The sequence below is a fragment of the Xanthomonas sp. NCPPB 2866 genome (assembly GCF_041475745.2).
In the GTDB taxonomy this organism is placed as follows: Bacteria; Pseudomonadota; Gammaproteobacteria; order Xanthomonadales; family Xanthomonadaceae; genus Xanthomonas; species Xanthomonas arboricola.
The window spans coordinates 4,396,798-4,423,529 of sequence record NZ_CM192975.1 but is presented as its reverse complement, the minus strand read 5'-3'; the positions used below and the strand labels follow the sequence as shown (position 1 = coordinate 4,423,529).

At 65.8% G+C, this 26,732-nt stretch carries 25 protein-coding genes; 9 read left to right on the top strand and 16 right to left on the bottom strand.

Features of this window, described 5'->3' with window-relative positions:
• Positions 1 to 23 precede the first annotated feature (23 nt).
• Positions 24 to 1,463 (bottom strand): Do family serine endopeptidase, encoded by a 1,440-nt coding sequence (locus ACCQ04_RS18785; protein ID WP_039815026.1) that lies wholly within the window; start codon positions 1,461 to 1,463, stop codon positions 24 to 26.
• A 242-nt stretch (positions 1,464 to 1,705) separates the two neighbouring features.
• Between ACCQ04_RS18785 and ACCQ04_RS18780 the strand changes: the two genes are divergently transcribed.
• Positions 1,706 to 2,524, top strand: coding sequence for a histidine biosynthesis protein HisIE (locus ACCQ04_RS18780; protein ID WP_065033475.1), 819 nt, complete (start codon positions 1,706 to 1,708; stop codon positions 2,522 to 2,524).
• Positions 2,525 to 3,009: 485 nt separating this feature from the next.
• Here ACCQ04_RS18780 and ACCQ04_RS18775 read toward each other — a convergent pair whose 3' ends face one another.
• From ACCQ04_RS18775 to ACCQ04_RS18740, 8 genes are all read right to left on the bottom strand, one after another.
• The gene (locus ACCQ04_RS18775) at positions 3,010 to 3,672 is read right to left on the bottom strand and encodes a DUF3313 domain-containing protein (RefSeq protein ID WP_047127539.1); all 663 of its coding nucleotides are present in this window, start codon (positions 3,670 to 3,672) and stop codon (positions 3,010 to 3,012) included.
• 59 nt (positions 3,673 to 3,731) lie between these two features.
• Positions 3,732 to 4,022 (bottom strand): hypothetical protein, encoded by a 291-nt coding sequence (locus ACCQ04_RS18770; RefSeq protein ID WP_047130141.1) that lies wholly within the window; start codon positions 4,020 to 4,022, stop codon positions 3,732 to 3,734.
• A gap of 100 nt (positions 4,023 to 4,122) precedes the next feature.
• Positions 4,123 to 5,307, bottom strand: coding sequence for a sensor histidine kinase (locus ACCQ04_RS18765; RefSeq protein WP_126966458.1), 1,185 nt, complete (start codon positions 5,305 to 5,307; stop codon positions 4,123 to 4,125).
• On the bottom strand, positions 5,304 to 5,969 hold the full coding sequence (locus tag ACCQ04_RS18760) for a response regulator transcription factor (protein WP_016902656.1): 666 nt from the start codon (positions 5,967 to 5,969) through the stop codon (positions 5,304 to 5,306). Before ACCQ04_RS18760 ends, ACCQ04_RS18765 begins: the two co-directional genes overlap by 4 nt.
• A gap of 146 nt (positions 5,970 to 6,115) precedes the next feature.
• The gene (locus tag ACCQ04_RS18755; protein WP_226427947.1) at positions 6,116 to 7,003 is read right to left on the bottom strand and encodes a TIGR01777 family oxidoreductase; all 888 of its coding nucleotides are present in this window, start codon (positions 7,001 to 7,003) and stop codon (positions 6,116 to 6,118) included.
• A 211-nt stretch (positions 7,004 to 7,214) separates the two neighbouring features.
• Complete coding sequence (locus tag ACCQ04_RS18750) at positions 7,215 to 7,808, bottom strand: DUF4142 domain-containing protein (RefSeq protein WP_024939702.1); 594 nt, start codon at positions 7,806 to 7,808, stop codon at positions 7,215 to 7,217.
• A 94-nt stretch (positions 7,809 to 7,902) separates the two neighbouring features.
• Positions 7,903 to 8,169, bottom strand: coding sequence for a hypothetical protein (locus ACCQ04_RS18745; RefSeq protein ID WP_026064358.1), 267 nt, complete (start codon positions 8,167 to 8,169; stop codon positions 7,903 to 7,905).
• 42 nt (positions 8,170 to 8,211) lie between these two features.
• Positions 8,212 to 8,493: a hypothetical protein gene (locus tag ACCQ04_RS18740; protein ID WP_184520082.1), complete on the bottom strand. Its 282-nt coding sequence runs from the start codon at positions 8,491 to 8,493 to the stop codon at positions 8,212 to 8,214.
• Positions 8,494 to 9,175: 682 nt separating this feature from the next.
• On the opposite strand from ACCQ04_RS18740, the gene ACCQ04_RS18735 reads away from it, so the two are divergent.
• Both ACCQ04_RS18735 and ACCQ04_RS18730 read left to right on the top strand, forming a co-directional pair.
• Positions 9,176 to 10,276 carry a DUF3182 family protein gene (locus ACCQ04_RS18735; protein WP_226427948.1) on the top strand — a complete coding sequence of 367 codons (1,101 nt, stop codon included), beginning with the start codon at positions 9,176 to 9,178 and terminating at the stop codon, positions 10,274 to 10,276.
• On the top strand, positions 10,276 to 11,142 hold the full coding sequence (locus tag ACCQ04_RS18730; protein ID WP_046344865.1) for an alpha/beta hydrolase family protein: 867 nt from the start codon (positions 10,276 to 10,278) through the stop codon (positions 11,140 to 11,142). Before ACCQ04_RS18735 ends, ACCQ04_RS18730 begins: the two co-directional genes overlap by 1 nt.
• A gap of 118 nt (positions 11,143 to 11,260) precedes the next feature.
• On the opposite strand, the gene ACCQ04_RS18725 is transcribed toward ACCQ04_RS18730, so the two are convergent.
• Positions 11,261 to 12,073 (bottom strand): hypothetical protein, encoded by an 813-nt coding sequence (locus tag ACCQ04_RS18725; RefSeq protein WP_226427949.1) that lies wholly within the window; start codon positions 12,071 to 12,073, stop codon positions 11,261 to 11,263.
• A 618-nt stretch (positions 12,074 to 12,691) separates the two neighbouring features.
• Positions 12,692 to 13,339 (bottom strand): HTH-type transcriptional repressor FabR, encoded by a 648-nt coding sequence (gene fabR / locus ACCQ04_RS18720; RefSeq protein ID WP_016902665.1) that lies wholly within the window; start codon positions 13,337 to 13,339, stop codon positions 12,692 to 12,694.
• 93 nt (positions 13,340 to 13,432) lie between these two features.
• Between fabR and ACCQ04_RS18715 the strand changes: the two genes are divergently transcribed.
• Together ACCQ04_RS18715 and ACCQ04_RS18710 are read left to right on the top strand one after the other, a co-directional pair.
• On the top strand, positions 13,433 to 14,509 hold the full coding sequence (locus ACCQ04_RS18715; protein WP_054591258.1) for a ferredoxin reductase: 1,077 nt from the start codon (positions 13,433 to 13,435) through the stop codon (positions 14,507 to 14,509).
• Positions 14,510 to 14,518: 9 nt separating this feature from the next.
• Positions 14,519 to 15,643 carry a fatty acid desaturase family protein gene (locus ACCQ04_RS18710; protein WP_024939708.1) on the top strand — a complete coding sequence of 375 codons (1,125 nt, stop codon included), beginning with the start codon at positions 14,519 to 14,521 and terminating at the stop codon, positions 15,641 to 15,643.
• Between the two features lie 315 nt (positions 15,644 to 15,958).
• Here the strand turns inward: ACCQ04_RS18710 and ACCQ04_RS18705 are convergent, their stop codons facing one another.
• On the bottom strand, positions 15,959 to 17,518 hold the full coding sequence (locus ACCQ04_RS18705; RefSeq protein ID WP_102582067.1) for an EAL domain-containing protein: 1,560 nt from the start codon (positions 17,516 to 17,518) through the stop codon (positions 15,959 to 15,961).
• A 383-nt stretch (positions 17,519 to 17,901) separates the two neighbouring features.
• On the opposite strand from ACCQ04_RS18705, the gene ACCQ04_RS18700 reads away from it, so the two are divergent.
• A complete protein-coding gene (locus ACCQ04_RS18700) occupies positions 17,902 to 18,078 on the top strand; it encodes a hypothetical protein (protein WP_046344854.1) in 177 nt (58 codons plus the stop codon).
• A gap of 623 nt (positions 18,079 to 18,701) precedes the next feature.
• Here ACCQ04_RS18700 and ACCQ04_RS18695 read toward each other — a convergent pair.
• The 3 genes from ACCQ04_RS18695 to ubiK all read right to left on the bottom strand — a co-directional run bounded on the left by ACCQ04_RS18695 (position 18,702) and on the right by ubiK (position 21,307).
• Positions 18,702 to 19,211: a lipocalin family protein gene (locus ACCQ04_RS18695; protein WP_046344852.1), complete on the bottom strand. Its 510-nt coding sequence runs from the start codon at positions 19,209 to 19,211 to the stop codon at positions 18,702 to 18,704.
• A 281-nt stretch (positions 19,212 to 19,492) separates the two neighbouring features.
• Positions 19,493 to 21,013 carry a YifB family Mg chelatase-like AAA ATPase gene (locus ACCQ04_RS18690; RefSeq protein ID WP_184381526.1) on the bottom strand — a complete coding sequence of 507 codons (1,521 nt, stop codon included), beginning with the start codon at positions 21,011 to 21,013 and terminating at the stop codon, positions 19,493 to 19,495.
• 15 nt (positions 21,014 to 21,028) lie between these two features.
• Positions 21,029 to 21,307: a ubiquinone biosynthesis accessory factor UbiK gene (ubiK, locus tag ACCQ04_RS18685; RefSeq protein WP_039524822.1), complete on the bottom strand. Its 279-nt coding sequence runs from the start codon at positions 21,305 to 21,307 to the stop codon at positions 21,029 to 21,031.
• A 191-nt stretch (positions 21,308 to 21,498) separates the two neighbouring features.
• Here ubiK and ACCQ04_RS18680 point away from each other — a divergent pair, with 191 nt between their 5' ends.
• On the top strand, positions 21,499 to 21,837 hold the full coding sequence (locus ACCQ04_RS18680) for a P-II family nitrogen regulator (RefSeq protein WP_016904463.1): 339 nt from the start codon (positions 21,499 to 21,501) through the stop codon (positions 21,835 to 21,837).
• Positions 21,838 to 22,289: 452 nt separating this feature from the next.
• Positions 22,290 to 24,272 carry a glycoside hydrolase family 84 protein gene (locus tag ACCQ04_RS18675; RefSeq protein ID WP_372358593.1) on the top strand — a complete coding sequence of 661 codons (1,983 nt, stop codon included), beginning with the start codon at positions 22,290 to 22,292 and terminating at the stop codon, positions 24,270 to 24,272.
• A gap of 352 nt (positions 24,273 to 24,624) precedes the next feature.
• On the opposite strand, the gene ACCQ04_RS18670 is transcribed toward ACCQ04_RS18675, so the two are convergent.
• On the bottom strand, positions 24,625 to 25,299 hold the full coding sequence (locus tag ACCQ04_RS18670) for an RIO1 family regulatory kinase/ATPase domain-containing protein (RefSeq protein WP_046344826.1): 675 nt from the start codon (positions 25,297 to 25,299) through the stop codon (positions 24,625 to 24,627).
• 567 nt (positions 25,300 to 25,866) lie between these two features.
• On the opposite strand from ACCQ04_RS18670, the gene ACCQ04_RS18665 reads away from it, so the two are divergent.
• A complete protein-coding gene (locus ACCQ04_RS18665) occupies positions 25,867 to 26,679 on the top strand; it encodes a hypothetical protein (RefSeq protein ID WP_102251058.1) in 813 nt (270 codons plus the stop codon).
• The last annotated feature ends 53 nt before the right edge of the window (positions 26,680 to 26,732 follow it).

The window sequence follows — 26,732 nt, the reverse complement described above, 5'->3', positions numbered from 1 at the left end:
CGCCGATGGCAGTGCACGCCACGTCAACGCATCAACGCGTCGTACTGCGCGTTGCCACGCAGGATGCGCACGACCAGTTGCTGCGGTTTGCGCTGGAAGTTGGCACGCCAGCTGGCCAGATCGGCAAACTCGCCCACGCTGCTGGCCACGATCACATCGCCGCTGACCAGACCATTGGCTGCGGCACGACCGCCGCGTTTGACCTCGCTAACCATGACGCCGGTAATGCCGGACTGGCGCAGCGATTCGGGCAGGTCCACGAAGGTGGCGCCGCCCAGGCGTGGGTCGAGCATGTCGCCGGTGACTGCCCGGTCCTGCTCTTTCAGTTTGGCGGTGAGCGTGAGCGGTTTGCCATCGCGGCGAATCTCCAGCCTGACCGCGCTACCAACCGCCTGCAGGCCTTCATAGTTGTGCAGCGCCTCTGCGCTGTCCACGCGCTGGTCATTGGCGGCCACCACCACATCGCCCGGCTGCACGCCTGCGGCGGCCGCAGCGGACCCTGGCAACACACGCGTCACCAGCGCACCCCGCAACGAATCCACACCCAGGCCCTGCAGCATCTGCTGGGTGAGGTTCTGGGTTTCCAGCCCGAGCGTGCCACGCACCACCACGCCCTTGGTCACCAATTGCTCCACCACATTGCGCGCCAGGTTGGAGGGGATCGCCAGGCCCAGGCCGATATTGCCGGCCATGCTGCCCTGGGGATTGAAGCTGGCGGTATTGATGCCCACCAACTGGCCCTGCAGGTTGACCAGCGCACCGCCGGAGTTACCCGGATTGATCGAGGCATCGGTCTGGATGAAATTCTGGTAGCCCAGCCCGCGAATACCGCTGCGGCCCACTGCCGAGACGATGCCGGAGGTCACCGTCTGGGTGAAGCCGAACGGGTTGCCGATCGCCACCACGAAGTCACCCACGCGCAGCGCATTGCTGTCGGCCAGCTTGATGTCGGTAAGGTTGTCGGCCTTGATGCGGATCAGCGCGATATCGGTATCGGCATCGGAGCCGATGAAATCGGCCTTGACCGTGCGCCCGTCGCCAAGCGTCACCTGCACATCGTCGGCATTTTCGATGACGTGGTGATTGGTCAGCACATAGCCTTTTTGCGCATCGATGATCACGCCAGAACCCAGCGACTCGTTGATGCGGTCCTGCGGCACCTGCGGAAACAGCCGGCGCAGGATCGGGTCGTTGAAGAACGGGTTGCGCACGCGCACCACTTGCTTGGTATTGACGCTCACCACCGCCGGCATCGCTTGTTGCAGCATCGGCGCCAGCGACGGCACCGGTTGCCCGGCGACGGCGGCCGGCAACGCGGCGGCCGCGGGCAAGCTAAAGGTAGTGGAGGCACCGGCCGGTGCGGCCTCGGCGCGGTTGTCCATCCAGGCGTTGATGCCGGTGGCGGCAAATCCGCCGAAGGCAGCGGCCAGGGAAAGGGTCAGCAAGGTGGGCAGCGGGCGCATGCAACGAGTCCGGGTTACGCGGTGGAAGAGGAATAGGGCGTCTGACTGCGTAAATCAAGCTGAACGAGAGTGCCAGCGGGCAATTTAACGCCTGGTGAAAGCGCCGCCGAGCCCTTGCCGGCGCTGCGTTGACAGTCGCTTGAGCCCGGCGTAGCGTCCGCTTGATCCGATGCCTGTTCAGCATACGCATGCCGCTGCGCATCGCCCGCGTTTTCAGCACTGATGCCCTTAAGGAGGGTCCTATGAGCAACGGCAATGGTGTGACGGCAACCCTGTCCGAGGCTGTCGATAGCGTCAAGAGCACTGCCACCGAACTGGGCGAGACCATCGCCAGCACCACCAGCGACGCGGTGGCCAGCGTGCAGGACGCGGCCGGCACGGCGGTGGCAGAGGCCAAGACCCGCGTCGCCAAGGCCCGCAAGGCCGTGGTCAAGGTCGAACAGCGCGTCGTCGAAAAGGCTGGCGATGCAGCCACCGCGGTCAAGCGCAGCGTGGCCAAGACCAAGCGCTCGCTGGTGTCGGGCAAGGAGGCCGCCAAGGACAAGTTGACCGCCACCAAGGACGCTGCCAAGCAGAAGCTTGCATCTACCAAGGATGCCGCCAAGCAGAAGCTGAGCAGCACCACCGATGCTGCCAAGAAGAAACTGGCCAACACCAAGGCCAGCGCCAAGCAGAAGCTGGAAACCGCCAAGGCCAATGCCAAGGCCGAAGCGGCAGCACTGAGTGCCAAGACCGCGGCCAAGAGCGCAGCGCGCAAGAGCGCGGTGGCCACGGTAGGCGCGCGTGCGGCAGCGAAGAAGGCTGCGGCCAAGGCGGCGCCGGTCAAGAAGCCGGTCGCCAAGACCATCGTCAAGCCCGCCGCCAAGAAGGCACCGGTGGCCAAGCAGACCGCCACCAAACAAGCCGCAGTGAAAAAGGCCCCGCTCAAGAAGGCGGTGACCAAGACCACCTTGAAGAAGGCCGCCAAGGTCACCAAGACCCCGGCCACGCGTGCCGTGGCCAAGACCACCGCCGCCCGCAAGGCGGTGGGCAAGAAGGTGGCCAAGCGCGTGACGCGTTGATGCTGCGGCACCAAGAGGGCATTGCACGCTGACAATGCGTTGGCCGTGCAGACCGACAATGGCCGGCGCTGTCTGTGCAGCGCCGGCCTTTTTTGTGGTGTGATCGTTAACGAGGCAGTCCCTTGCTTGCTGCGCTCATGTGATCGGGCAAGTGACTGGATCTGACATTTGAACCGGATGGGCATCTGTCCGCACCGCTCGCCAGATGCGGGACATCAAGCCACTCTTCTCACGGAGCGAGAAGGTACGGCTTGCACGCCATGGGCGCGCGTCCTTGAGCGCCTGCGCTGCAAGAATGCGTTGGGTGTGCAGCGGCGGTAGCGTGAAACCGACGAAGCCGCATGTCGTTCCGAGTTCGCGAGGCTTCGCCCGTACCCTCATCCGCCCCTGCGGGGCACCTTCTCCCGGTGGGAGAAGGAAAACTGGAAACCATCGCTTCCGCTAATCCGAATCCCGAATCCCGAATCCCAAATCCCAAATCCCAGCTACTCCATTCCCTTGACCAACTGCTCGGCGCCCTTGCGAATACCTGCCTTGGCGGCGTCGTAGGCGCCCAGGCTGGCCTTGATGTTCATTGCGCTCGGATACTGTTTTTCGACATAGGCGGCGAGCAGGCGGTTGCTCTGCGCGTCGAAGATTTCCACCGCGTAGCTGACCGAGCCGGAAAACGCGCCTTCCTTGCCGCGTGCGGCCTGCACCGCGTTATAGGAACCGCCGCCCAGATCCACCTTCATGAAGGTGCCCAGCACCCGTTTGCTGGGCTTGGCACCGGTCAGGCTGATGCGCACGCGCAAGGTGTCGCGATCGGCCACCGTCGCGCGCTGCCAACGCTGCCCGATCGCATTGCCGAACTCCTGTTGCATGTAATCGGCGAGCATGCGTTTGTCCTGCTCGGGCACGTCTTCGAATTGCGCGTCAGGACCGCGATAGATGCTGACCGGCTCGACCAGTGCGGCGCGGTAGCGCGTCCAATCCACCTCGCCCTGGTAGGCGTATGGCATGCGGTCACCACGGCTGCCATCGTGCGGACGCAGATAGCTTGAAGACGGCAGCTGGCTGTACGGCATCGGGCGCGTACTGGCACAACCGATCAGCGTCACGCCGACAACCAGCAGCGCGCAGCAACGGACAAGGGAATGCAACGACATGGGCAAATACCTGGAGAGGAAGCAGATAGGGGCAAGCACGCGCCAGCGGGGCCGCGCGCTCAATGCATCAGATAGCTGGCCACCGCCAGCGCAAACACCACTGCGGCGGCAGTGAACAACACCCCGCTCTTGGCCCAGTGCTGCAGCCGGCGCGCCTGACGCGCGCTGCGGATATCCGGCAGTTCGCTCCAGATGTCGCGATTGCGCGTGCCGGTGCGGCCACAGCGAAAGTCCAGCAGGAGGACATCGGCGACCGGGGCAGGGGCAACGCTGTCGTTGGCAGCCGTATGTGGTGCCAGCAGCGCGATGGCGGCGGGGGAGAGCGGGGTGGAACGGATCGAGTGAAACATCACCATGCATCCTGGATGCGTGCGGTGAGTGCACTGTAGGTAGCGGGTGTTGGAAACTTATTGGGTTGGGCGCTGGGCGATCGCCACGCGCCACCTGCGTTCAGCCGGTGCGGCGCACGCCCTCGCTGGCGAACACCACGCGCACGCACAGGCCGCGGCCCTCGTGGCCTTCGCAGGTTTCGATGCTGGCTTCGTGCAGGCGCGCGATGCCGGCCACCAGCGACAGCCCGATCCCGCTGCCCTGCACCTGGCTGCCGGCAACCCGGTAGAAGCGTTCGAAGATGGACGCGTGGGCACTCTCCGGCACGCCCGGGCCGTCATCGCTGACCTGCACGAACGGATGCAGCGCATCGGCGCGCAGGCAGTAGCCGCAACTCACTTCCACCATGCCGTGAGGCCGGCCATAGCGGATGGCGTTGTCGACCAGATTGCGGATCAGGATACCCACCGCATCCACATCGCAACGCAGCAGGCACGGCGATGCTTCCACCTGCAGATTGATGTGGCGGGCCTCTGCCTGCACGCTGAATTCGTCCAGCACATGCGAGATCAGCTCGCCCATGTCCACCTGCTGGTACGCCGCCGAACTGATGCCTGCATCCAGCCGCGCCAGATCCAGCAATTGCTCGGCCAGCCGATTGCTGCGGCGCGCGGTTTCCAGCAGCTGCTGCAGCGCCGCGTCCTTGGCCTCCAGCGTGGGTGCGCGCAGCGCGACCTCGGCGTAGGCATGCAGCGCAGACAGCGGGGTGCGCAGTTCGTGCGCGGCGTCTGCCACGAAATCGCGCTCGGCCTGCACGGTCTTTTCCACGCGGGCCAGCAGCGAATTGAAGGAGCCGATCAGCGGGCGAATCTCGTCCGGCACCTGCGCCAGCGGCACCGGCTCGGTCTCCAGCCCGGTGCGTTGCGCGATGGCGCCGGAGATGGCGCGCAGCGGTGCGAGCGAGGTGCGGACCGCCCACCACACCAGCACGCCCAATACCCCCAGTTGCAAGGTGTTGAGCACCATCGCAATCAAGGTCTGCTTGAAGCTCATGCGCGAGGACGCATTGCCGATCGGGGTGTGCGTATCGACCGCGGCCGGTGGCTCCGGTTGCGTATCGAAGCGGTGCTCCAGCGCATCGGGCAGGGCGCTGATCAACTGGTCGCCGAACATGTTGAGCTCCTGCTCGAACACGCTGTGATGGCCCTGGGTGACCAGGGCGACCAGGATCCACAACGAGGTGGACCAGCTCAACAACACGATTGCGGCCAGCGCCGCCAGCATGCGTGCCTGCAGCGATTTCATTCCGGTGCCTTGCCGACCATGTAGCCCTGGCCATACACCGTGGAGATCAGCTCGTCGCCCAGCTTGCGGCGCAGCTGGTGCACGTATACCGCAATCATGTTGCTGCCGCCTTCGGACGGACCGCCGTAGACGCCTTCTTCCAGTTGATCCTTGGTGACCACGCGCCCGGCGCGTTCCATCAGCGCCAGCAGCAGGCGGTATTCGTGCGCGCTCAGCGCCACCCACTTGCCGTCGCGGGTGACCTTGCGGCTGCTCGGGTCCACGCAGACATCGCCCTGCGTGAGCAGCGGAACCACGCGGCCCTGGCTGCGCCGGGTGATCGCACGCAGCCGCGCCATCAGCTCGTCGAACTGGAACGGCTTGACCAGGTAGTCGTCTGCACCGGCATCCAGGCCGCGGATGCGGTCGGTGAGCTGGCCGCGCGCGGTCAGCGCGATCACTGGCGTGGCGTCGTAATGGCCGCGCATGAAGCGGATCACCGTCAGCCCGGATTCGCCCGGCAGGCCGATATCCAGCAGCACCGCGGTGTAGCGGTGGTCCACCAGCACGGTCTTGGCGGCATTGGCGCTGCCGACGTGGTCGATGGTCCAGGACTGCTGGCGGACGCCATCGCAGATCGCGTTGGCCAGCATGGTGTCGTCTTCGACAAGCAGCAGGTGCATAGGTGTTCCGCCGGGCCCAGGGCCAGTCCGAGATCGGCAGCACTGTCGGAGATGGTCGTTAGGCAAATATTAGTGCATGGCCCTCCGTGCCGTTACATGCGGCCGGCAGCCCTGCCATTGCGCAGGGCCCCAGGGCCACGCAGGCGCTAGCGCTGCAGGATGGCGCGCAACGCCGCTTCCAGATGGACATACTGGAAGCGGAAGCCGGCATCCAGCGCGCGTTGCGGCAGCACGCGCTGGCTGATCAGCAGCAGCTCGGCCATCTCGCCGAAGCCCAGCCGCAGCAGGCCGGCTGGCAGCGCCAGCAGTGCCGGACGATGCAGCACGTGGGCCAGGGTGCGCGCGAACTCGGCATTGGTGACCGGGGTCGGTGCGGTGGCGTTGTAGGCGCCGGGCTGGCCGTGTTCCAGCAACCACAGCAGCAAGGCCACCATGTCGGCGCGGTGGATCCAGCTCATCCAGTGGCGGCCATCGCCGAACGGGCCGCCGCCGCCGAAGCGGAACGCCGGCAGCATGCGGGCCAGGGCGCCGCCGTCGCGGTCGAGCACGATGCCGGTGCGCACCCAGCTCACGCGCGGGCCGAGTGCGCCGATCTTTGCCGCTTCGGCTTCCCAGTCGCGGCACAGCTGCGCAGAGAAATCGTTGCCGGCGTGGTCCGCCTCGGTCAGGGTGCTGTCGCCCCGCTCGCCGTAATAGCCCACCGCCGAGCCGGAAATCAGCACCGCCGGGCGCCGTTCGGCCGGCTGCTGCGCGATCCAGGCATGCAGCTGGCCGGTGATGCCCAGGCGCGATGCGCGGAAGCGCTGCTTGCGCGCATCGGTCCAGCGGCCAGCCGCCAGCGGCTCGCCCGCCAGATTGATGACCGCATCGGCCTGCACGCCGTCCAGCGTGTCCACCACGGTCATGCCGGGCAGGCGACGCGCTGCGCGCCGCAGGTCGCGGGTCAGCACGCTGACCTGGTGCCCGGCCTGCACCAGTGCCGGACACAAGGCCTGGCCGATGAAGCCGGTGCCGCCGGTGATGAGCAACTGCATGGGACATTCCTGCGCCGAATCGATGCGGCACGATAGGCCAGCGCTGCCTGCTGCAAAGTGAAGTCGCTGCTGCACCCGCTGCGATGGCCGCGTGCGGCACCAGGACGGCGGCCGGGCGCAGCGCGCGTCCACCAGTAAAGACCAGCAAGGCCCAAACGCCAACGCGCCGGACAGGCCGGCGCGTTGGGTGCTTGCAGACGCTGCAACGGGCTCAGCGCGAGGAGGACACCGCGTGGGCACGCTCGAAGTGCGCCGACACCACGCGCCGGCTTTCTTCCAGATGCTGCTTGACCGGCGCGCTTTCGGCGGCGGGCAGCAGTTCGGCGTCGATGATCTTGATGGTGTCGCCGTGGTCGCTGACCATCGTGCGCAGGAAGGCATTGCGGTAGGCGTCCTTGCCATCGGGCAGGGTCGCCGTCTTTGCCAGTGCGTCCACCGCTGCCTTGCCCTTGGCGCGCATTGCATCGGCACGCGGGCTGTCGGTGGCACCCAGTGCCTTGCTTTTCTCCAGGTTGGCTTCGTGGTCGTGCAGCAGCTGCTTGGCGAAGGTGTCGGTCGCACCGCCCAGATCCTGGGAGATGGCCTGCTTGGCCAGCGCGATTTCGTTTTCATCCAGCGCCGCCAGCACGCCGAGCACGGCGGGATCGCCCTTGGCCAGTTCGGCAGCGCCGGTGCCGCTGACCGGTGCGGCAGTCGGTTCGGGCGATACTGCCGGCGCAGTCCGCGAGGCATCGCCGCCGGGGCGATCGCAGGCGGTCAGGGAGAGCACGGCAAGGAGCGATGTCGCGACAAGAAGGGATTTCATGGAGGTCCTAAAAGAATGCGGCCAATACTGCCGACGGTGAAATGCAAAGGAGCCGCTACGCGGCTCCGGTGATGCGTGGATCGGCGCCTGCCGGTCAGGCCAGCTGCGCCTGGGCGGCTGCGCCAAGGCCCAACGATCTGGCTGGCGTACGCACGGTGTCCTGCGCGGTGCGGCACACGCGCGCCATGCGTGCGGTGCGCTCGCGAATTAGCGCGTGTTCGCTGGCCGGGGCACTGCCCAGCAAGCTGGCGACATGGAAGCCTAGGATGTCCTCCGCGCGGTCGCCCTGGTCGCTGACGATGTGCGGAACCAGCCGCTCCAATCGCTCCAGCTCCTGCTGCACTTGATACGGGGTTTTCATGATGCTCTCCAATGAGTAACGGTCTTGCTCAACACATACTGCTCAACTATTGCGTGCACCCAGCCGGTGCCAGCAGTCGGTGGCCAATTGCTCGTAATTGGACTGGGTGCTGGATGAAATGAAGTGATGTTCCAGGCGGTCGCGAAACAGGCGCAGGCGTTCCTGATCGCTCGAACGCGGCGCCTGCAGATAGATATCGCAGGCCATTTTCACCACCGGGGACAATTCGCTGAACTTGCCTGCACCCAGGTTGCCCTGCGCGTGCCGCGCCTGCCAATGCGCGATTTCGGCTTGTACATCGATGACGGATGGGTCTCTGCTCATGACTTCGCGTGGTCCGGGTTAAACAAACTTGACATGCAGGGTAACTGCGGCTGTGTCAACGAATGATCATCGAACCCGACTATTCAACGCACTGCCGCGGTGCGTGCTTAACTGGTCAGCTTGCATTTGCGCCTCTACACGCTGCGTATGCAGGCCATGCCGCGAATGACGTGCAGTTGCGATCGAGGCGATGGCGTCGTGCTGAGCAACAGCCAGCAATCGATTGCATTGGCTGAAATGTCGGCCATCGAGGTGTGAGGCTTGCCATCGCGTATCGGCTGGTGGCTGCATTGATGAGCGAGAAACGCCTGCGCAATGCCGCAATTTACGGAAGATTCTGAATCGTTCCACACTTGTGTAACGTCTGATGCTTAGGATGTGGGATGACTTTAGGGAGATGAGAGTACTCAGGATGCAGGACAGCGAAAGCAGCCGTAAGCCGCAAGCCGCCAGCGGTACCTCCGAAGCACGCGTGTGGTGGCATGCCTTGGTGGAGCTACGAGGGGGACGTGTCGCCATCAGCTTGATCGTCGTCCTTGCGATCGTATTTGCGTTCTATCTGACGCTGAAATAAGCCGTTTCTCCCGGGCATCGCATAGCGCTGTATCAATGCCTGCATACGTCTCAACTGTTTGAACAAGCCAGCAACGGCACGCGGCTCGACGCTGCGAGGGGAGACGTGATGGCGCACAGGCAGTACTGCCAGGTCGTGGGGCATGTCACGCGTCCGGTGCCCGAGGACGGTCATGAGCGTGCCACGCATGCCTGGGTCTGCGGTGAAATCGCAAGGTTGCTGGGCGTTCGCGGCGCAGGGCACGCCAGTGACTCCAAGCATGTTGTTCCTGAGACCGTGTTTCATGTGCCCGATGAGACCTTGACCTCGGAACAGGCGCATGGACTCGGTATCGATGACGCGGCGGATTTGCTGGGCGGCATCGTGCCGCATGCCTTCTTGGCGACCAAGGTGATCGGCCACCCGCTCATTGCCGACCATGCAGCCAGCATCGCCGGATGGAACAAGGCACTGGCCACCGCGCTGATCCCGGCAACATTGGCGGGCTATACGGTGTTTTCGCGCATCGATGCCCTGCGTGCATTGGAGCTCCTGCTTCCGGATGGCGGTGTGCGACTGAAGCTGCCGACCGGCGTGGGTGGCAACGGCCAATGGCGTATCGCCGGTGCAGCGCACCTCGCGCAGGTGCTGGACAGCCTGCCGGAGCATTATTTGCGCACGCATGGCGCGGTGCTGGAGCGCAACATCCTGCAGCCCGTGACGCATAGCGTGGGCGAGCTCTGCCTTGCCGGTGTCCAGATTGCCTATTACGGCACGCAATGCAGTGTGCGCAACACGCAGGATGAAGAGGTCTACGGCGGCTCGTCGCTGCATGTATATCGCGGATCGCTCGAGGCACTGGCCATGACCGCGCTACCGTTGCTGCAACAGCGGGTGGTCGAGCAGGCCTGCAGATACGATCGATTCATCACCGCCGCCTATCCTGGGTTGCACATCTCGCGGCGCAACTACGACGTGGTCAGTGGCGACGATGGGCAGGCCGGTCCGGTCTGTGGTGTGCTGGAGCAATCCTGGCGCGTCGGCGGCGCGACACCGGCCGAGCTTGCCGCGATCTCCAGCTTTCAGGATGACGCCAACCTGCAGTGGGTGCATGCATCCACGCATGAGATCTATCAGGGCGAACCGCCTGCGGATGCGCAGATCTACTACCGCGCGGAGCGCGCCGGGCCGGGTCCGCGCTTCAAATACAGGAGGGTATCCACCGCATAATGGAAGCCAAACTTTCCAGCATCCAGATCCCGGTCGACCAGGACGAACTCAGCGGCACCTTGCTGACGCCCACCGGCATTCCCGCCGTGTTGTTCGTCCACGGTTGGGGCGGCAGCCAGCATCACAGCCTGGTGCGTGCGCGCGAAGCGGTCGGCCTGGGCTGCATCTGCATGACCTTCGACCTGCGCGGTCACGAAGGCTATGCGTCGATGCGCCAGAGCGTGACACGCGCGCAGAACCTGGACGACATCAAGGCCGCCTACGATCAGCTCGCTGGCCTGCCGTACGTCGATCCGCAGTCGATTGCGGTGGTCGGGCTCAGTTACGGCGGCTACCTGTCGGCATTGCTGACGCGCGAACGCCCGGTGGAATGGCTGGCGTTGCGCTCGCCCGCGCTCTACAAGGACGAGCACTGGGATCACCCCAAGGTGAGCCTCAACGCCGATCCGGAGTTGATGGACTACCGGCAACGCGTGCTGACCCCCGACGACAATATCGCCCTGGCCGCCTGTGCCGATTACAAAGGCGATGTGCTGTTGGTGGAGGCGCAACACGATGTGATCGTGCCGCATCCGGTATTGCGCAACTACGCCAATGCCTTCGTCAATGCGCGCTCGCTGAGTGCACGCGTGATTGCCGGTGCCGATCACGCATTGAGCGTCAAGGAACACCAGCAGGAATATACGCGCACGCTGATCGACTGGCTGACCGAGATGGTGGTCGGCCGGCGCATCGCCCTGGCCAAGGAAGTGGTGGCCGCGCGCAAGCACAGGCTCAAGCAGCAGAGCGATGCGCTCTCCTCGCCGGGGCAGGGCACGAACGAATTCCGTGGCGATATCCGTGCGGTGGAGAACAGTTCCAGCTGATTCGCGCGTTCGCTAGAACGCCTTTTGCATGGCAGTGCTTTCCACAAAGAAGAACGGGCCCGTGGGGCCCGTTCTTTTTCCAAGACTTCAACCTGGCTCGGCGCCAGGCCGTATGAGCTTAGACGCGCGGGTCGGTCGGGTTGCGACGTGCCGCATCACCGTGATGCTCGGAATCGAAGGCTTCGCGCACTGCGTGCTTGGCCTTTTCCCAGCTCAGGCGCGAGTTGGACTTGAACCGGTCCCATCCGTCGCCCAGGTCGCGTTCCAGATGGTCGTCCCACTGGCGGCCGGCGTGTTGCTGACGCGCCTGCATGCCATAACGATAGGCCGGACGATAATCGTCATAGGAATACTCGGCATCGCGATAGCTCGCGCTGTCGAAGCGGCCTTCGTAATGCGTGTCGCCCTCGCGATAGACGCTATGGGTGCGATCGGCGCGCTCCCAGGCATCACGCGCAGCAAGGCGCGCTTCTTCCCATTCCAGTCGCGATTCCCCGCGATTGCGCGGCCACTCGCCGGCCAGGGTCGCTTCGGTTTCTTCCCAGGTGCTGGTTGGGCGCGTTTCGCGCGCCTGCAGGCCGAAGCCGTACACGGTGGCGTAATCGCGATCGTAATCGGTGCCTTCCTTGTAGTAAGGACGGTTCTGATATTCCTGGCGCCAGTATTCGGTTTCCACTGTCGGGTCCAGGCGCTCGGCCACGCCCTTGCCGGCTGCAGCGCCGGCCACCACGCCCACCGCAGCGCCGATCAGGGTGCCCAGCGGGCCGAACACCGTACCGGCCAGCGCACCTGCGGCAGCGCCGCCTGCAACGCCGCCCACACCCACGCCTACCGGATGCGAACGGGGTGCGCCGGAGATCGGATCACGATTCAAATCCTGCGCTTCGGCCTTGCGTTCCTGCTTGTCGAGAGGGGTATCGTGGTTGCTCATGTCGTCTCCGGGGTGGCTGTAGGTGCGTCTGTCGAGCAGATCGCGAACGTGGCGCCACCTTGGCCAGCGAGGAGTGAAACGCGTGTGCTTGGACGTGAGTGCCGTCGCGACAAGACTGAACTGTGCATCTGTCGGTATGGATGAGGTTGCTGACGCCAGCCTGCAACATCGCGCTCAAGCAAGCTTGCACTGCAGGTGTATTGATTTATCGAATGGCCTTACGTGGCTGGTGTGTACGGATAATCTGTACCAAGACGTCAGCCGATAACGCCAAGCGTATTTCCACAAAGCGGTGGCCTTCAGAAGATGCGGCCGTATTGCCCTGCAGGTCATCGAAATGCCTTCGAACGCAGGCACTACAGATGTTTCAGCGATCGCTATTTCTGGCTGGCTGTGCGAAACGCAGTACCTGCGGCCATGTCGATGCACGGGCGCTTGAACGATGCTCGACGCGGCAACGCAGGTGGACGACGCCAGCATGACCACAAGGTCATTGACGCGATGGCAGTACAGACGTGCGATGCAATCCATCCGCAGCCAGCCGGGCTGCAGCGCTCAACGATCAAGCGTCATCGATGAAAGCAGGGCAGGCACGCCGCTTCCAACGTCAAACCACGCTCACCCGCCGTGCGTGCCCAAGGTACGTGCGCCGGTCAAGATCATGCGCAGCATCTGCGAGATCTGTTCGATCAGCTCGGGATCTTTTTCCGGCGGCGAGTCCATCGCCACCGCGCCCATCGCAAACACCAGCCGGGTGATCGCCTTGGACACCAGCGCCGGTGCATGCAGCTTGGCGTTGTCGGCGGCGGCCAGGCGGATCAGGTCCACCCGCAGCTCGTCTTCGAAATAGCTGAGCTCGCGCTCCACCGCCTGCTTGAATGCATCCGAGCCCACCGCGCCTTCGCGCAGCAGCACATGCAGCAACTTGTCGTCGGCGCGCAGCTGCTCCATGAAGGCTTCGACCGACACGCGGATGACGCTGCGGTCGGTGGAGGTGGCGCGCTGGCGGGCCTGGCCGATGATGGTGCGCAACGAACGCCCGGCCAGATCGATCAAGGCCACCGCCAGCTCGTCCATGTCGCGGAACTGGCGATAGAAGCTGTTCGGCGCGATGCCGGCTTCGCGTGCCACCTCGCGCAGGCTCAGCGTGGACAGGCTGCGATGCGGTCCGATCAGCGACAGCGCCGCGGCGATCAGGTCCTCGCGTGAAATCGCCGGCTTGCGTGACGGCGGCGCGTCTTGGGAAGGCAGGGCGATGGAGGTCATGAGGCAGCAGCTAGGCGTGGGCCTGAATCATAGCTCCTCTGATCGATATACAACTGTATACACGGCTGTGCATGCATGCGTATAGTGCAATCCATGAACCTGGCATCTCCTCCCAAGTCCAAGTCCCCATTGCCGACGCGTCTGGCGCGCCGGCTGGTGTCGCCGCAGCTGTTCGACTTCTGGGCGACCCGGCTCAACCCGCTGTGGACGCTGGAACGGCCGATGGCCCGCCTGGTCGCGCGCACGGCCGCCAGCCGCGACGCGGTGACCCTGGTGCTGCGGCCCAATGGCCACTGGCAGGGCCTGCAGGCCGGCCAGCACGTGAGCCTGGGCGTGGAGATCGACGGCCGCCGCCTGCTGCGCAGCTATAGCCCGACCGTGCTGGCCGATGGCCGCCTGGCGATCACCGTCAAGGCGATCGAGGGCGGGCTGGTCAGCCGCTACCTGGCCGGCGCTGCGCCGATCGGGACGGTGGTGTCGCTGGATCCGGCCTTCGGCGACATGCTGCTGCCGACCACCCCGACGCCGCTGTTGCTGCTGGCGGCCGGCTCGGGCATCACCCCGATGCGCGCGCTGCTGCAGGCCGCCGCGCAGGCCGGCATGCCGATGGACGTGGACCTGCTGTACTGGGTGCGCCAGCGTGACGAAGCCTGCTTCGTCGACGAATTCGAGGCGATGGCCGCCGCCCATCCGCGCTTGCGCGTACGGCTGCTGACCACCCGCGAAGGCGCCACGCCGGCGGCGCGCATCGATACCTATCCGTTGCAGCAGATTGCCGATCTCTCCAGCCGTCACGTCATGGTCTGCGGGCCGGGCGGTTTCGTGCAGGCGGCGCGTGCGCGCCTGCAGGGCCGCGTGGCCGCGTTCCAGGCCGAAGCCTTCAGCGTGCCGACGCTGGAAGACGGCGAAACCGGTGATGTGCAGGTCCAGCTGTCACGCAGTGGCCGTACGCTCAGCCTGCCGCGCGGCCAGTCGCTGCTGGAAGGGCTGGAAGCGCAAGGCCTGCGCCCGAAATACGGCTGCCGCATGGGCATCTGCAACAGCTGCGCCTGCGCGCGCCAGTCCGGCACCACGCGCCACCTGTTGACCGGTGAGCGCAGCAATGAACCCACCGCACAGGTCCGCCTGTGCATCAGTGCCCCGAGCACTGACCTGATCCTGGATCTGTAAGGAATCTTCATGAGCCGAGTCCATAACCGCGCCCTGTCCGCTGCCGAACTGCAGTCCTTCGGCGACGAGCTCGATGCCATCCGCGCCCGCGTGCAGAGCCAGGTCGGCGCCGCCGATGCGCGTTACATCCGCCGCATCGTGGCGGCGGTGCGCTGGACCGGCGTGGCCGGTCGCGCGCTGCTGTTCCTGGGCGCGTTCGTGCACAGCGTGCTGATCCCGGCCTGGATCGCCGGCGTGGTGCTGCTGACCCTGTCCAAGATCCTGGAGAACATGGAGCTGGGCCACAACGTCATGCACGGCCAGTACGACTGGATGGGCGACCCGCAGCTCAACGGCAACACCTACGAGTGGGACATCGTTGCCACCGGCGACAACTGGCGCAAGACGCACAACTTCAAGCACCACACCTATACCAACGTGCGCGGCATGGACGACGACATCGGCTACGGCCTGCTGCGCATCTTTCCCGAACAGCGCTGGCGCCCGTTCTACCTGCTGCAGCCGTTCGTGGCGGTGTTCTTTGCGCTGCTGTTCGAATGGGGCGTGGCCATCCAGGACCTGCGCCTGGGCCGCTGGTTCGCCGGCAAGATGAAGGCGGCCGAATTGCGCGCCTCGTTCCTGCCGGTCGGCCGCAAGATGGGCCGCCAGATGCTCAAGGACTACATCGTGTTCCCGCTGCTGGCCGGCCCGTTCTTCCTGACCGTGCTGCTGGGTAACCTGGCCGCCAACGTGCTGCGCAGCATCTGGACCTTCGTGATCATCTTCTGCGGCCACTTCACCGCCGATGCGGAAGTGTTCCCGAAGGAGTCGATCCGCAACGAGTCGCGCGGCCATTGGTATCTGCGTCAGCTGCGGGGTTCCTCGAACCTCACCGGTGGCAAGCTGATGAACGTGCTGTCGGGCAATCTGAGCCACCAGATCGAGCATCACTTCTATCCGGACCTGCCGGCCAATCGCTACGCGCAGATTGCGGTCGAGGTGAAGCAGGTCTGTGCGCGTTACGGCCAGCACTACAACACCGGCTCGCTGCCGCGTCAGTTCGGCCAGGTGATGTGGCGGATCGTGCGGCATGCGTTCCCGAGCCGGCCCAAGCCGGTACGCCGCCAACGCGAAGGCGCCTTGCAAAGCGCCTGATCGAAAGGGCCGCCATTGGCGGCCTTTTTTTTTTGGTGCAGTCAGTCCCAGTAGGATCGCCACACGAGATTGCACCTTGCCGGGTGCTCGGCATCGGTGCTTGCGGCAGGGGTGAACGCAAAGCGGTAGCGCCAGCTCGGGCAGCACGCGTTCGGGCAATTTGAGCTTGCGTGCGGGCGAGATCAGTACCTGCGCTGCGATTCGAGCATGCCGTGCGCGCACAACGTTTATCGTGGTGCCTGGATCGCCGTGGCTATTGGTCGACTTACGCGTCCTGACGGTCCAGGTCAGTGCAGGGCGCCGTCCCGGCGCCGGTCAGTGCGCAGCGCCGCGCATTAGTGCGTGGTAGGCGATGAAGCCGGTAGCCGGCAGCGCGCGCGAGAACAGCCAGCCCTGCGCCAGATCCACGCCGTGCGCGCGCAGATAGTCCAGCTGCTCCTGCCGTTCCACGCCTTCGGCAATGGTGCGTAACTGCAGCGTCTTGGCCATGTCGATGATGTGCGAGGTCACCGCGCTGGTGGCCGAGTGGGTGCCGATGGTATCCACGAACGACTTGTCGATCTTCAGCGCATCCAGCGGCAATCCCTGCAGGTACTGCAGGCTCGAGTACCCGGTGCCGAAGTCGTCGATCGACACCGTGTGGCCGGCACCGCGCAAATGGGTGATGGTGGTGCGTGCCGCTTCGATGTCCATCAGGCTGCGTTCGGTCGCCTCCACCCACAACTGCCCGCTGTCCACACTAGTGCCGTGCAGCGCCTGGGCAAGCACGGTCTGCACACGGCCGCTCTTGATGTCCTCGGCAGAGACATTGATGGCCACGTGCAGGGAGGGGTCAGCCGCCAGGGTGGGGCCGAGGTCGCGGATGACTTCGGCCACCACCAGGTCGGTGATCGGCAGGATCAAGCCGCTTTCTTCGGCCAGCGGGATAAAGGCATCGGGCGGGATCAGCACGCCATCGGGTTGCTGCCAGCGTACCAGCGCCTCGGCACCGACGCAGGCGCCGGTGTCGAGCGCGATGATCGGCTGGTAATGCACGACGAACTCGTTGCGCTGGACGGCGATTTCCAGCCGTGCCAGCGGCGACAACCGCCGCCGCGACACCCAGATCACCAGGCTGACCAACAGCAGCGCCAGCGCAATGCCGACCGGTACCACCTGCAGCCGCGCGGCCGCCAGCGGCCCGCGCAGATAGGCCGCCGGCTCGGTGACGACCGCGGCCCAGTCGCCGCGGCGGTCGCGGCCGGACAATACCTGGGCATCTGCGCCGGTGCCGGAGGCGTCGGTCGGCGCTGCGATCAGCAGCCGCTCGGCGGCAGTGCCGGTACTGCTCAGTATCTGTCCGTCCGGCGTGCCGATCGCCAACTGCAGGCCGGGCGGCAGATTGATGTCGGTCAGCGTGGTCGGATTGATCAGGACGTTGTAGTCGCGCAGTTGCAGGGCCATCAGCGGGTGTTGCGGATTGGCCAGCGGACGCAGCCTCGTAGTGACCGCAATGCCACGCTTGACCACGAAGTCGGCAGCGGTGTGCGCAACCGCCTGCGGCGATGGCCCCCATGAGGTACAGCGCAACCGGCCCTGCTGCATGTAGCCGAGTTCGACGATGTAGTGACTGGCCAGTACCAGTGCGCGCATCTGCGCCAGATGCGACTGCGAGCAGGGCGGCAGCTGCGATGCGCCCATACTCAGGAGCGCGCCATGGGCCTCGTCGAAGGCAGTGTCGGTGCGCCGGATCGACAGCGCCGCGAGCTGCGCGAGTTTGCTCTCCTCGCGGTCCAGCGCCAGCCGCCATGCCAGATAGTAGGACAGGCTGATCGGAAGCATTGCGCCCAGCAATACCAGCAGCACGGTCAGACTGATGATGCGTTGACGCTTCACCTCACCACCCACATCTGCGTGGAGGGGTGCTCACGCACGACAGCCCGTGCAGAGCGACGCTGACGCGTATCGCCCCGCCACTGGCGCAGCCTGCCGGTGCCGCACGCGGACGTGCCGCGCGAGGACGCTGGAGACAGTGACGGTGGACTGATGAGGCTGCACGTCGCGAATGTACGACAGACGCGCGGGTTGCGCGCGTCCGCGGAGCGAAGCAGACGTGATTTTCTGCAAACGACGATGCCGGCAGGTGTGGCAATCGGCCTCGTCAACGGATTCACGCGCCTGCACCAGGCGGCGCGCTAGGGTCGAAGTGTCTGTGCTCCCAAGCGGGAGCCACGGCGCCACCCGGCCCCGTGCAAGGCACTCTCCCTGGAGGAATCACCATGACAACGCAGAAAGAACGCGTCGGCGGCACCGATGCGGTGCCGATCTTCAAGATGCAGGAAACCACCCGCGATGGCGAACTGACCAAGTACGTGGTCGGCGACACCGGCGTCGCCTTCGACAGCCTGGAAGGCGCGCAGGCTGCGGCCAAGGATCTGGGTGCGCTCGACGGTTGAGTCGGGCTGCAGTCCGGTCGCCAGTCGTCCAATATCAGATAGGCGAGGGGGGTAGGTCGAGGGTGCGGCGCCCTCACCGCTTGCGGGACACGCCGTGAATCCGTCCGTATAGGCTCCCTGGCGGCATTGATGCCGCCAAGGGTCCCGCAACCGGCGGGGGTCCGCACTAGCAAGTTGGTCGGCCGCTTTCTCGAAAGCGTGTTCCTGAGCTTGCGGCGGGCAGACGAGACGTTTGTCGATTGCGTGTTGAACACCTGTGTGCTGCGCGGCTTGGGATGGGAAGCCGGGGGCACATGCAGTGACTCCGACCAACCATGTCTTGCCCTGCTTGCCCCATGCACACCGACCATCTCGACTGGACCTTGGCTGCCTACCGTCGCGGGACCTTGCGCGGCATGGATGCCGCGTAAGAGCCTACAGGCATGTACTTGCAGCGTGTCCCGCGATGGTGGGCGGGCAAGGGCCCTGCAGCCAGGCCGCAGATCAGCCGCTCTAGAGTTGGTCTGGCTCTACGGTCGAGCTACCCGCAACCCCGATCCCCAAAGACACAAGCCATTCGCTGGCCGAGGAAGCGTGCCCAGGCGAGAAACGTTGAAGGCTGCTTTGTCGGCTTGGCGTCGCTGTCAGGGAAGTGGCTGCTCGGTCAGTCGCCCGGTGTGCGGGGTGTGGATCAGCGGGGCCAGATCGAAGCCCTGCTCGCGCGCATGCGCCAGATAGGCCTGGGTGGTGTTTTCGTCCAGTTGCGGCAGCCTTGCCAGCAGCCACAGGTACTTGCGGTCGGGTCCGCCGACCAGCGCGGCGGTGTAGTCCGCATCGATGCGCATCACCCAGTAATCGCCTTTGGTGAACGGAATCCAGCGCAGGCCTTCGGGCAGGAAGGTGACCTCCAGCCGTGCATTGCTGTCGTCGATGGCGCGCGCTTCGCCGATCGCTTCTTCCAGCTCGCCCTCGGCGGTCAGGCAGCGGTTCTGCACCCGCACCGTGCCATCGTCCTGCAACGAATAGTGCGCCGACACATCGGTGCAATCGGCATCCTCGAAGCGAATCGGCAGCCGTGCGATTTCGTACCAGGTGCCCAGATAACGATTCAGATCCAGGGACGGGACGGTGACTAGGTCGGGAAGTCGGCTCATGACGGCCTCTGCGCAATGGGAAGGCGGACGTTGTACGTGCATCGCCATGAAATGGATGTTGCGACGCTGGAGAGAGCGTGTGGACGTATCGGCGAATGCTGTGCCGCCGGATGGAAGCACGCGCACGCGCCCTGCCGACGAACCGGCAGCAGATAACCCTTCGATGGAGACAGCGATCGATCGCATTGCCGTCTGGAATTCCTTAGCGTCCTAATGAAACTGCGCGGCATCGTCGTACGGTGGACCAATGGCACCACGTTGAGGCGTTTGGATCGGCGCTGCTACGCCGCGCTCGCCGTGCCGATGGCGCGATCCAGTTTGCGGTAACCAATGGCCTCGGTCAGATGCCGGGTGGCAATGGCCGCACTGTCGTCGAGATCGGCAATGGTGCGGGCCACGCGCAGGATGCGATGCATCGAGCGTGCGGAGAGCTGCAAGTGTTCGATGGCGCGTTCCAGCAGCACCTGATCGTCGCCTTCCAGGCGGCAGTGGTCATCGGTCTGTGCCTGATCCAGGTGAGCGTTGGGTGCGCCGGCACGCGCGAGTTGCCGTTGGCGAGCGGCGACCACGCGGGCACGCATGCTGGTGCTGTCTTCGCCGGGATCGCCGCTGCGCAAGGCCTGCGGAGGCAGTCGCGGCACTTCGACATGCAGGTCGATCCGGTCCAGCAACGGGCCGGAGATGCGGCTGCGATAGCGGCGGATGCTGTCGCTGCTGCAGCGGCAACGCCCGCTGCCATCGCCGGCCCATCCGCACGGGCATGGGTTCATGGCAGCAACCAGCTGGAAGCGTGCGGGGAAATCCACGCTGCGCGCGGCGCGCGAGATCGTCACCAGGCCCGATTCCAGGGGCTCGCGCAATACTTCCAGCGTCTGCCGCTGCCATTCGGGCAATTCGTCCAGAAACAGCACGCCGTTGTGGGCCAGCGAGATCTCGCCCGGGCGCGGATGCGTGCCGCCCCCGACCAATGCGACCGCGCTGGCGGTATGGTGCGGAGCCCGGTAGGGCCGCTGCCGCCAGCGCGCAAGATCCAGCCCGCGGCCGCTGACCGAGGTAATGGCTGCGGTTTCCAGTGCCTCGGCCTCGCTGGATTCCGGCAACAGGCCGGGCAGGCGCGAGGCGAGCAGGGTCTTGCCGCAGCCAGGGCTGCCGACCAGCAATAAATGGTGACCACCGGCAGCGGCGATCTCCAGCGCGCGACGCGCGTGCGGCTGGCCGCGCACATCGGCCATGTCGGGCAGCGCGCGCGCGCCGAGCGCCGGAATCGCTACTTCGGCAGCGGGCGCCCGTTGGCTGCCGTTGAGCGCGGCGCAGACTTCCAGCAGCGTACGCGCGGTGAAGGCCTCGACGTGCCCGGCGACAGCCGCTTCGGCACCATTGACTAGCGGCACGATCAGCCGTCGCCCGGCCTGCGCGGCAGCCAGGGCGGCCGGCAGCACGCCATCGACGCCGCGCAACTCGCCGGTCAGCGCCAGCTCGCCGAGAAACTCGTAGTCGGCAAGGGTTTGACGATCGATCTGCCCGCTGGCGGCCAGGATGCCGAGGGCGATCGGCAGGTCGAAGCGGCCGCCTTCCTTCGGCAAGTCGGCCGGGGCCAGGTTGATGGTGATGCGCCGGGCGGGAAATTCGAATTGTGCGCACAGCAGCGCCGCACGCACGCGTTCGCGCGATTCTCGTACCGCAGCCTCGGGCAGGCCCACGATCTGGGTGGAGGGAAGCCCGCCGGAGAGATGCACCTCCACCCGGACCTCAGGCGCATGCACCCCCACGCGGGCACGGCTGTGCACCAGCGCCAGACTCATGGTGGAGGGCCCTGGTCAGGGAGCGGCAGGTGGCGCTGCGGGCGGCGTCGCGGGCGCGCGGGCTTCCAGCGCGGCCACGGCCTGCTCCAGCGCGTCGAGTTTTTCGCGCGTGCGCAGCAGCACCGCGCGCTGCACGTCGAACTCTTCGCGGGTGACCAGGTCCAGCTTGCCCAGGCCGGCCTGCAGCGCGCCCTTGAAGGTGCTCTGCAGTTCTTCGCGCGATTGGCGCAGGCCCGGCGGCACCAGGTCGCTGAGGCGGCGGGCGAGGTCGTCGAGCTGGTTGAAATCGATCATGGGTGTTCTCCGCAGGTCCGTAGGAAGCCTAGTGCAGGCCGGGACACGCGGGACATCGGCAAGGCAGTCGGCAGGCGGTAAGGATAGTCCCATTCGACTGTCGGCCGCGGTGACGGCCGCGCGCCACGGGGTGAGTGTTACGGCCGTCCACGGTATGCTGCGCGCCCTGTCATGCCGCTGGATCTGCACCGATGAAAATGATCATGGCCATCGTCAAACCGTTCAAGCTCGACGATGTGCGCGAAGCGCTCGCCGGCTGCGGGGTCGCAGGCATCACGGTCACCGAGGTCAAGGGCTTCGGGCGCCAGAAGGGGCACACCGAGCTGTATCGCGGTGCCGAATACGTGGTCGATTTCCTGCCCAAGGTGAAGATCGAAGTGGCGGTGACCGACGACCAGGCCGAGCGCGTGGTCGAAGCCATCGTGACCGCGGCCGGGACCGGCAAGATCGGCGACGGCAAGGTGTTCGTTTACGACCTGGGCAGCGTGGTGCGCATCCGCACCGGCGAGCTGGACAGCGACGCGCTGTAAGGCGTCAGCGGGCAGCGCCTTCGGCCGCTGCTGCGCTGTTGGTACTCAGGCGATTGGCCGATTGCTGAGATACCGCACCCGTCATCGCCCGATTGCCGCGACACAGCGCCACGGCGTCCACCACTGCGTCGTGGGTCACCATTCGCCGTGGGTAGGCGGCATCTGGCATCGACGGCCGACGCGTCTGCGAGACGGTGCCCCGTGCGCAACCTCATCCGGGGCAGTTGGCCCGCGACATGACCCGAGCGGTACCACGCCCACGCGTGTGCTCATACCATTTCAATACCGCAGATCAAATCCGGCGCCTGAGGCCAGCAGCGGCCTCAGCGTTGTGCCGTCACGCAGCCTGCCGTTCTGCTCTGAGGAAATGTCGTGAGGCCGGGCCCGCTTGTCGCCACGCGACGACTTGCCTACTCTAGGGCGTAATACCATTTCAATACCGGAGTTCGGGGATGAAGCGACGCGATAGGAAGTCGGGCTTGCGCCCGCTCTCGCTCTGGCTGGCAGCGGGCCTGGCAGCGGCAACCGTCCCCGCGCTGGCACAGCCAGTCACCCAGCCGGCGATCTTCCCCACGCCGGTTTCGATCACGCTGGAGGGCGGCACCGTCACGCTGGGTCAGTCAGTGGTGCTGGTGGCGGCGCCGGGTGCGGATCCGGAATCGGTCGCGCTGGTACGCCGCATCCTCGGTACGGCCGGCGTCACCAAGATCGCCACCGCGGCGCGTCTGCCAGCCACGCTCGACCGCCCGCACATCGTGCTCGGCACCGGTGAGGCGGCAGTGGTGCGCGATGCGCTGACCCGCAGCAAGGCGGTGCAGGACACCCACAAGGAGGGCTATACGCTCGCCAGCGTGGCGCTCGGCACCGGCAGCCTGATCACGCTGGCCGGTCATGACAACGACGGGCTGTTCCATGCGGCGCAGACGCTGCGCCAGCTGGTCGAGCGCCCGGCCATTCCGACCCTGGCGATCCAGGATCATCCGGCGATGCCGATCCGCGGCACCATCGAAGGCTTCTACGGCGCGCCATGGTCGATGGCCGACCGCAGCAAGCACATCGCGTTTCTCGCCCGCAGCAAGGCCAATACCTTCATCTACAGCCCCAAGGACGACCCGTACGCGCGCGATCGCTGGCGCGAGGCATATCCGGCCGCGACGCTGAAAGCGCTGGGCAAGCTGGCGGCCACCGCCAGGCGCAACCATGTCGACTTCGTCTATGCGATCTCGCCGGGGCCGTCGGTGTGCTTCTCCGATCCGGCCGATGCCAAGGCGCTGCTGCGCAAGTTCGATGCCTTCCGTGCGCTGGGCGTCCGCAGCTTCTACGTGGCGCTGGACGATATCGAATACACCAAGTGGAACTGCGAGCGCGACAAGACCACCTTCGGCGCGTCCGGCGCGCAGGCGGCCGGTATCGCGCAGTCGCATCTGCTCAACCTGGTGCAGGCCGATCTGGTCGCCCGCCACGATGCAGCCTCGGAGCTGATCATGGTGCCGACCGAGTATTACGACGCCAAGGAAAGCCCGTACAAGGAAGCCCTGCGCAAGCATCTGGACCCGAAGATCGTGGTGCAGTGGACCGGCACCGACGTGGTGCCGCCGGCCATTTCCATTCCCGATGCGCGCGCGGCGACCAAGGCGTTCGGCCGCAAGACGCTGCTGTGGGACAACTACCCGGTCAACGATTTCGAAACCTCGGCCGGGCGCCTGCTGATGGCGCCGTATGCGCGGCGCGAGGCCGGCCTGTCGGCGGAGTTGTCCGGCATCGTCTCCAACCCGATGAATCAGGAAGTGCCCAGCCGGGTGGCGGTGATGGGGCTGACCGCCTTCGCCTGGAACGACACCGGCTACGACGCCCAGCGCACCTGGCATGCGGCCGCACGCGACCTGGCCGGTGGCGACGCGCAGGTGACCGCTGCGCTGCTGACCTTCTTCGATACCCAGCATCTGGCGCCGACCTTCGGCAGCCAGCCGTGGCAGGAACAGGCGCCGCGGCTGAAGGGGGTGCTCGACCAGGTGCGCGAGACGATTGCCTTGGGCGATGCGGCAGCGCGCAGCCAGGCCATCGCCGAGCTGGCGCGTACGGCCGACGCGTTCGCGGCCGCGCCGCAGACCATTCGTGCAGGCGTGGCCGACAAGGGCTTTGCAGAACAATCGCGCCCCTGGCTGGAGGCGATGGAAGGCTGGGGCCGCGCGCTGCAGCAGACCGCAGCCGGGCTGGATGCCGCCAATCGCGGTGACGCGCAGGCAGCAGTTGCGTTTGCCGATGCCAAGCGGATCGCCGCCGACGCTGCGGCGATCCCCTCGATCCTTGGCGCCACGCGCTTCGGTGGCCCGGTCAAGATCGCCGATGGCGTGCTGGACCGCTTCGTCGCCGACGCGCCGCAACTGATCGCCTACCGCGCGCCGTCGGCAGCCAAAGCGGCCGGCGCGCAGTGAGGAGCCGGGGCGGCGACCGGACGACCGGCTAGCCGCCTGGAGGGCGCCGCCGGGTGCGCTGCGTCGGCGCGTACCCCTGTCCCCGGCGATTCCTCCCGCGCCGTTGGGCACAGCCTGTCGATTGCTCGCCAGGAAGATCGGCGCACGGTGGCATCGGGATGCCCAGGCTTGCAGCCCGGTGGGAGTGGCCCGCGTCGCCGGATCAGCACGCGGGACGCAGATCGATATACGTTGTTGCGCAGGTGCCAACGCCGGTGCTGAATGCAGGGCGCGGTTGCACGTCACCAGCCAGGCATCACGGCGCGTGCGCGCTGCCTCGGTGGCGGGTTTGCGGCCTGCCGGTCAGCGGGTTTCAGTCGGCACTGGTTGGCTGCGCATCGCGCTTCAGGTGCCGATACAGCCGCTTCCAGCTGCCGCGGATGGTGCGTACCCAGCGCGGCTCGGCGCTGCGTGCGGCCTCGTCGGCGGTCGGCGCGATCCCGGCCAGGCGCTGGCGCATCTTCTGGAAATTGGCCAGGTCGCTGCGCTGCAGTTGCCGCGCCAGCGTGCCGCGCCGCAACCAGCGCGGGAAGCGCCAGGCCGAGGTGAAATCGATCAGCACCGGCACGCCGGCACTGATCACCACATTGGTGCCGTGCAGATCGTTGTGGGTGATGCCGACGGCGTGCAGGCGGCGCAGCGCCTGCTGCAATTGTTGGAACACTTCCTGGCCGACCACCGCACTGGCGCTGAGGGTGTCGCCGGGGATGAACTCCATGCCCAACGCCAGCCCGCCCAGCGTGCCGAGCAGGGCCGGCGCGTGCCGCCAGCCGTGCAGGCGGGCCAGCATCTTGGCCTCGTGCCGCACCATCAGCCGCGCGATCGGCGCCAGCAGCGTACGGCGGTAGCGGCTGTAGTCCTTGACCACCGCCAGCTGCCCATCCAGATGCGTGCGATAGACGTTGGGCTCGAGCAGCCGGGTGCCCTGCTTGAGCAGCACGGGCGTGACGATTTGCAGGCTGGAGGTGTCCAGCGGCTGGTAATGCATGGCAAGTCTCCGGACCTTGGCGGCGCGGAGGAATCACGCGTCTGGCAGGTTCACGATGATCGCGGGGGATCGGTCCGGTGAATTTTAGAACTTGCGAGTATTGAAATTACATTTGTTTAACAAATGAAATGTTCCGGGAGTGGAACGGCTCGAAGAATCAATAGGTTGCCGCGTCAGCTGCGGTCAATCTTGTCGATATGTCCATACGACGCGCTGCCTGCAGCGGGCGTGCGTGCGTGGAGCGCAGCGCACGCCGTACCCGTCGGCAGCAGCGCTTCTCGGGGCAACTGGCCGCGCACTGTGCGCACCGATGGTCAGCGATCACAGCCCTTCTTGACAGCTGCTGAGACTCGATTCACTGTGCCGGCTGCGGTCAGGGGGCTGCATCACACGTCAGTACCGGCACGTCCACGCGGACGATGCCTGAAGCCGAGTACGCGCACGATCCGGTGATGCTGGGAAAGCCCCCGAATGGGACAGCAACTGCGCCACTTCCGGACGCCGCCAGGTCATGCCTGCGTGCGCATGGATGCGGGGACGATGGAGGACGACTCATTGGGGAATGCAATGAAAAGGACCGCAACATGGCTGTTGGCCTGCACGGCGCTGGGCTGCGTTTCCGACGCGGCCGCACAGTCGTTGTCGCGTGGCTGGGACACCTATCGGCAACAGCAAAAGCAGCAACAGGCCGCTGCACAGAGCGGCGCAGCGCAGCTGGCGACGCCAGCGGCATCGAGCACTGCACAAACGAACGACGACGCGCTGCAGTCAGCCGCAGCCAATGGTAGTTCCACAGCTGGACCTGCCGAAGCCACCACCATCGCTTCTGCTCCATCCACGGCCGTGGCGCCGTCGCCGGCTCTCGCGTATGGGTCGGCGACGCCACGCGAGGAAGGGCAACGTCTCAAGAGCGGTGTCTTTCTTGGTGTGCAGGGCGGTCAGGGGAAAGTATACGAAGGCATCGATCAGGACATGCTCGGCTTTAATGCCGGCTATCGCTGGCGGGCAGGCCCGGTGACGCTGATCGGCATCGAAGCGGCGGTGGGAAAGCTGGCCCGCATCAGCGATCACGAGGACTCCTACGTACCCGGCGTGGAATTCGGCAGTCTGGGCGGCACTGCGCGTTTCAACTTTGGTGACAGTCCACTTTTCGCTGTGGTACGCCTGGGCTATTGGTCGGCCAATTCCAACGGCGAATCGAATGAGCGCGTGTCAGGTGCGTACGCGGGTGCCGGCTTTGGCGTAGACATTGGCCGGCACGCCAGTTTGAGCGTGTTCTATACCAACTATCTTTATGCCAACGACTATTACTACTCCGACGAAGACATCACCATCAATCGTGCCGAAGTGTTGAACGTTGGCGCTGAAGTTCGCTTCTGACCGGTTGCTTGATCAAAAGTGTGTAACGACAGGGCGGATGGTGGCATCCGCCC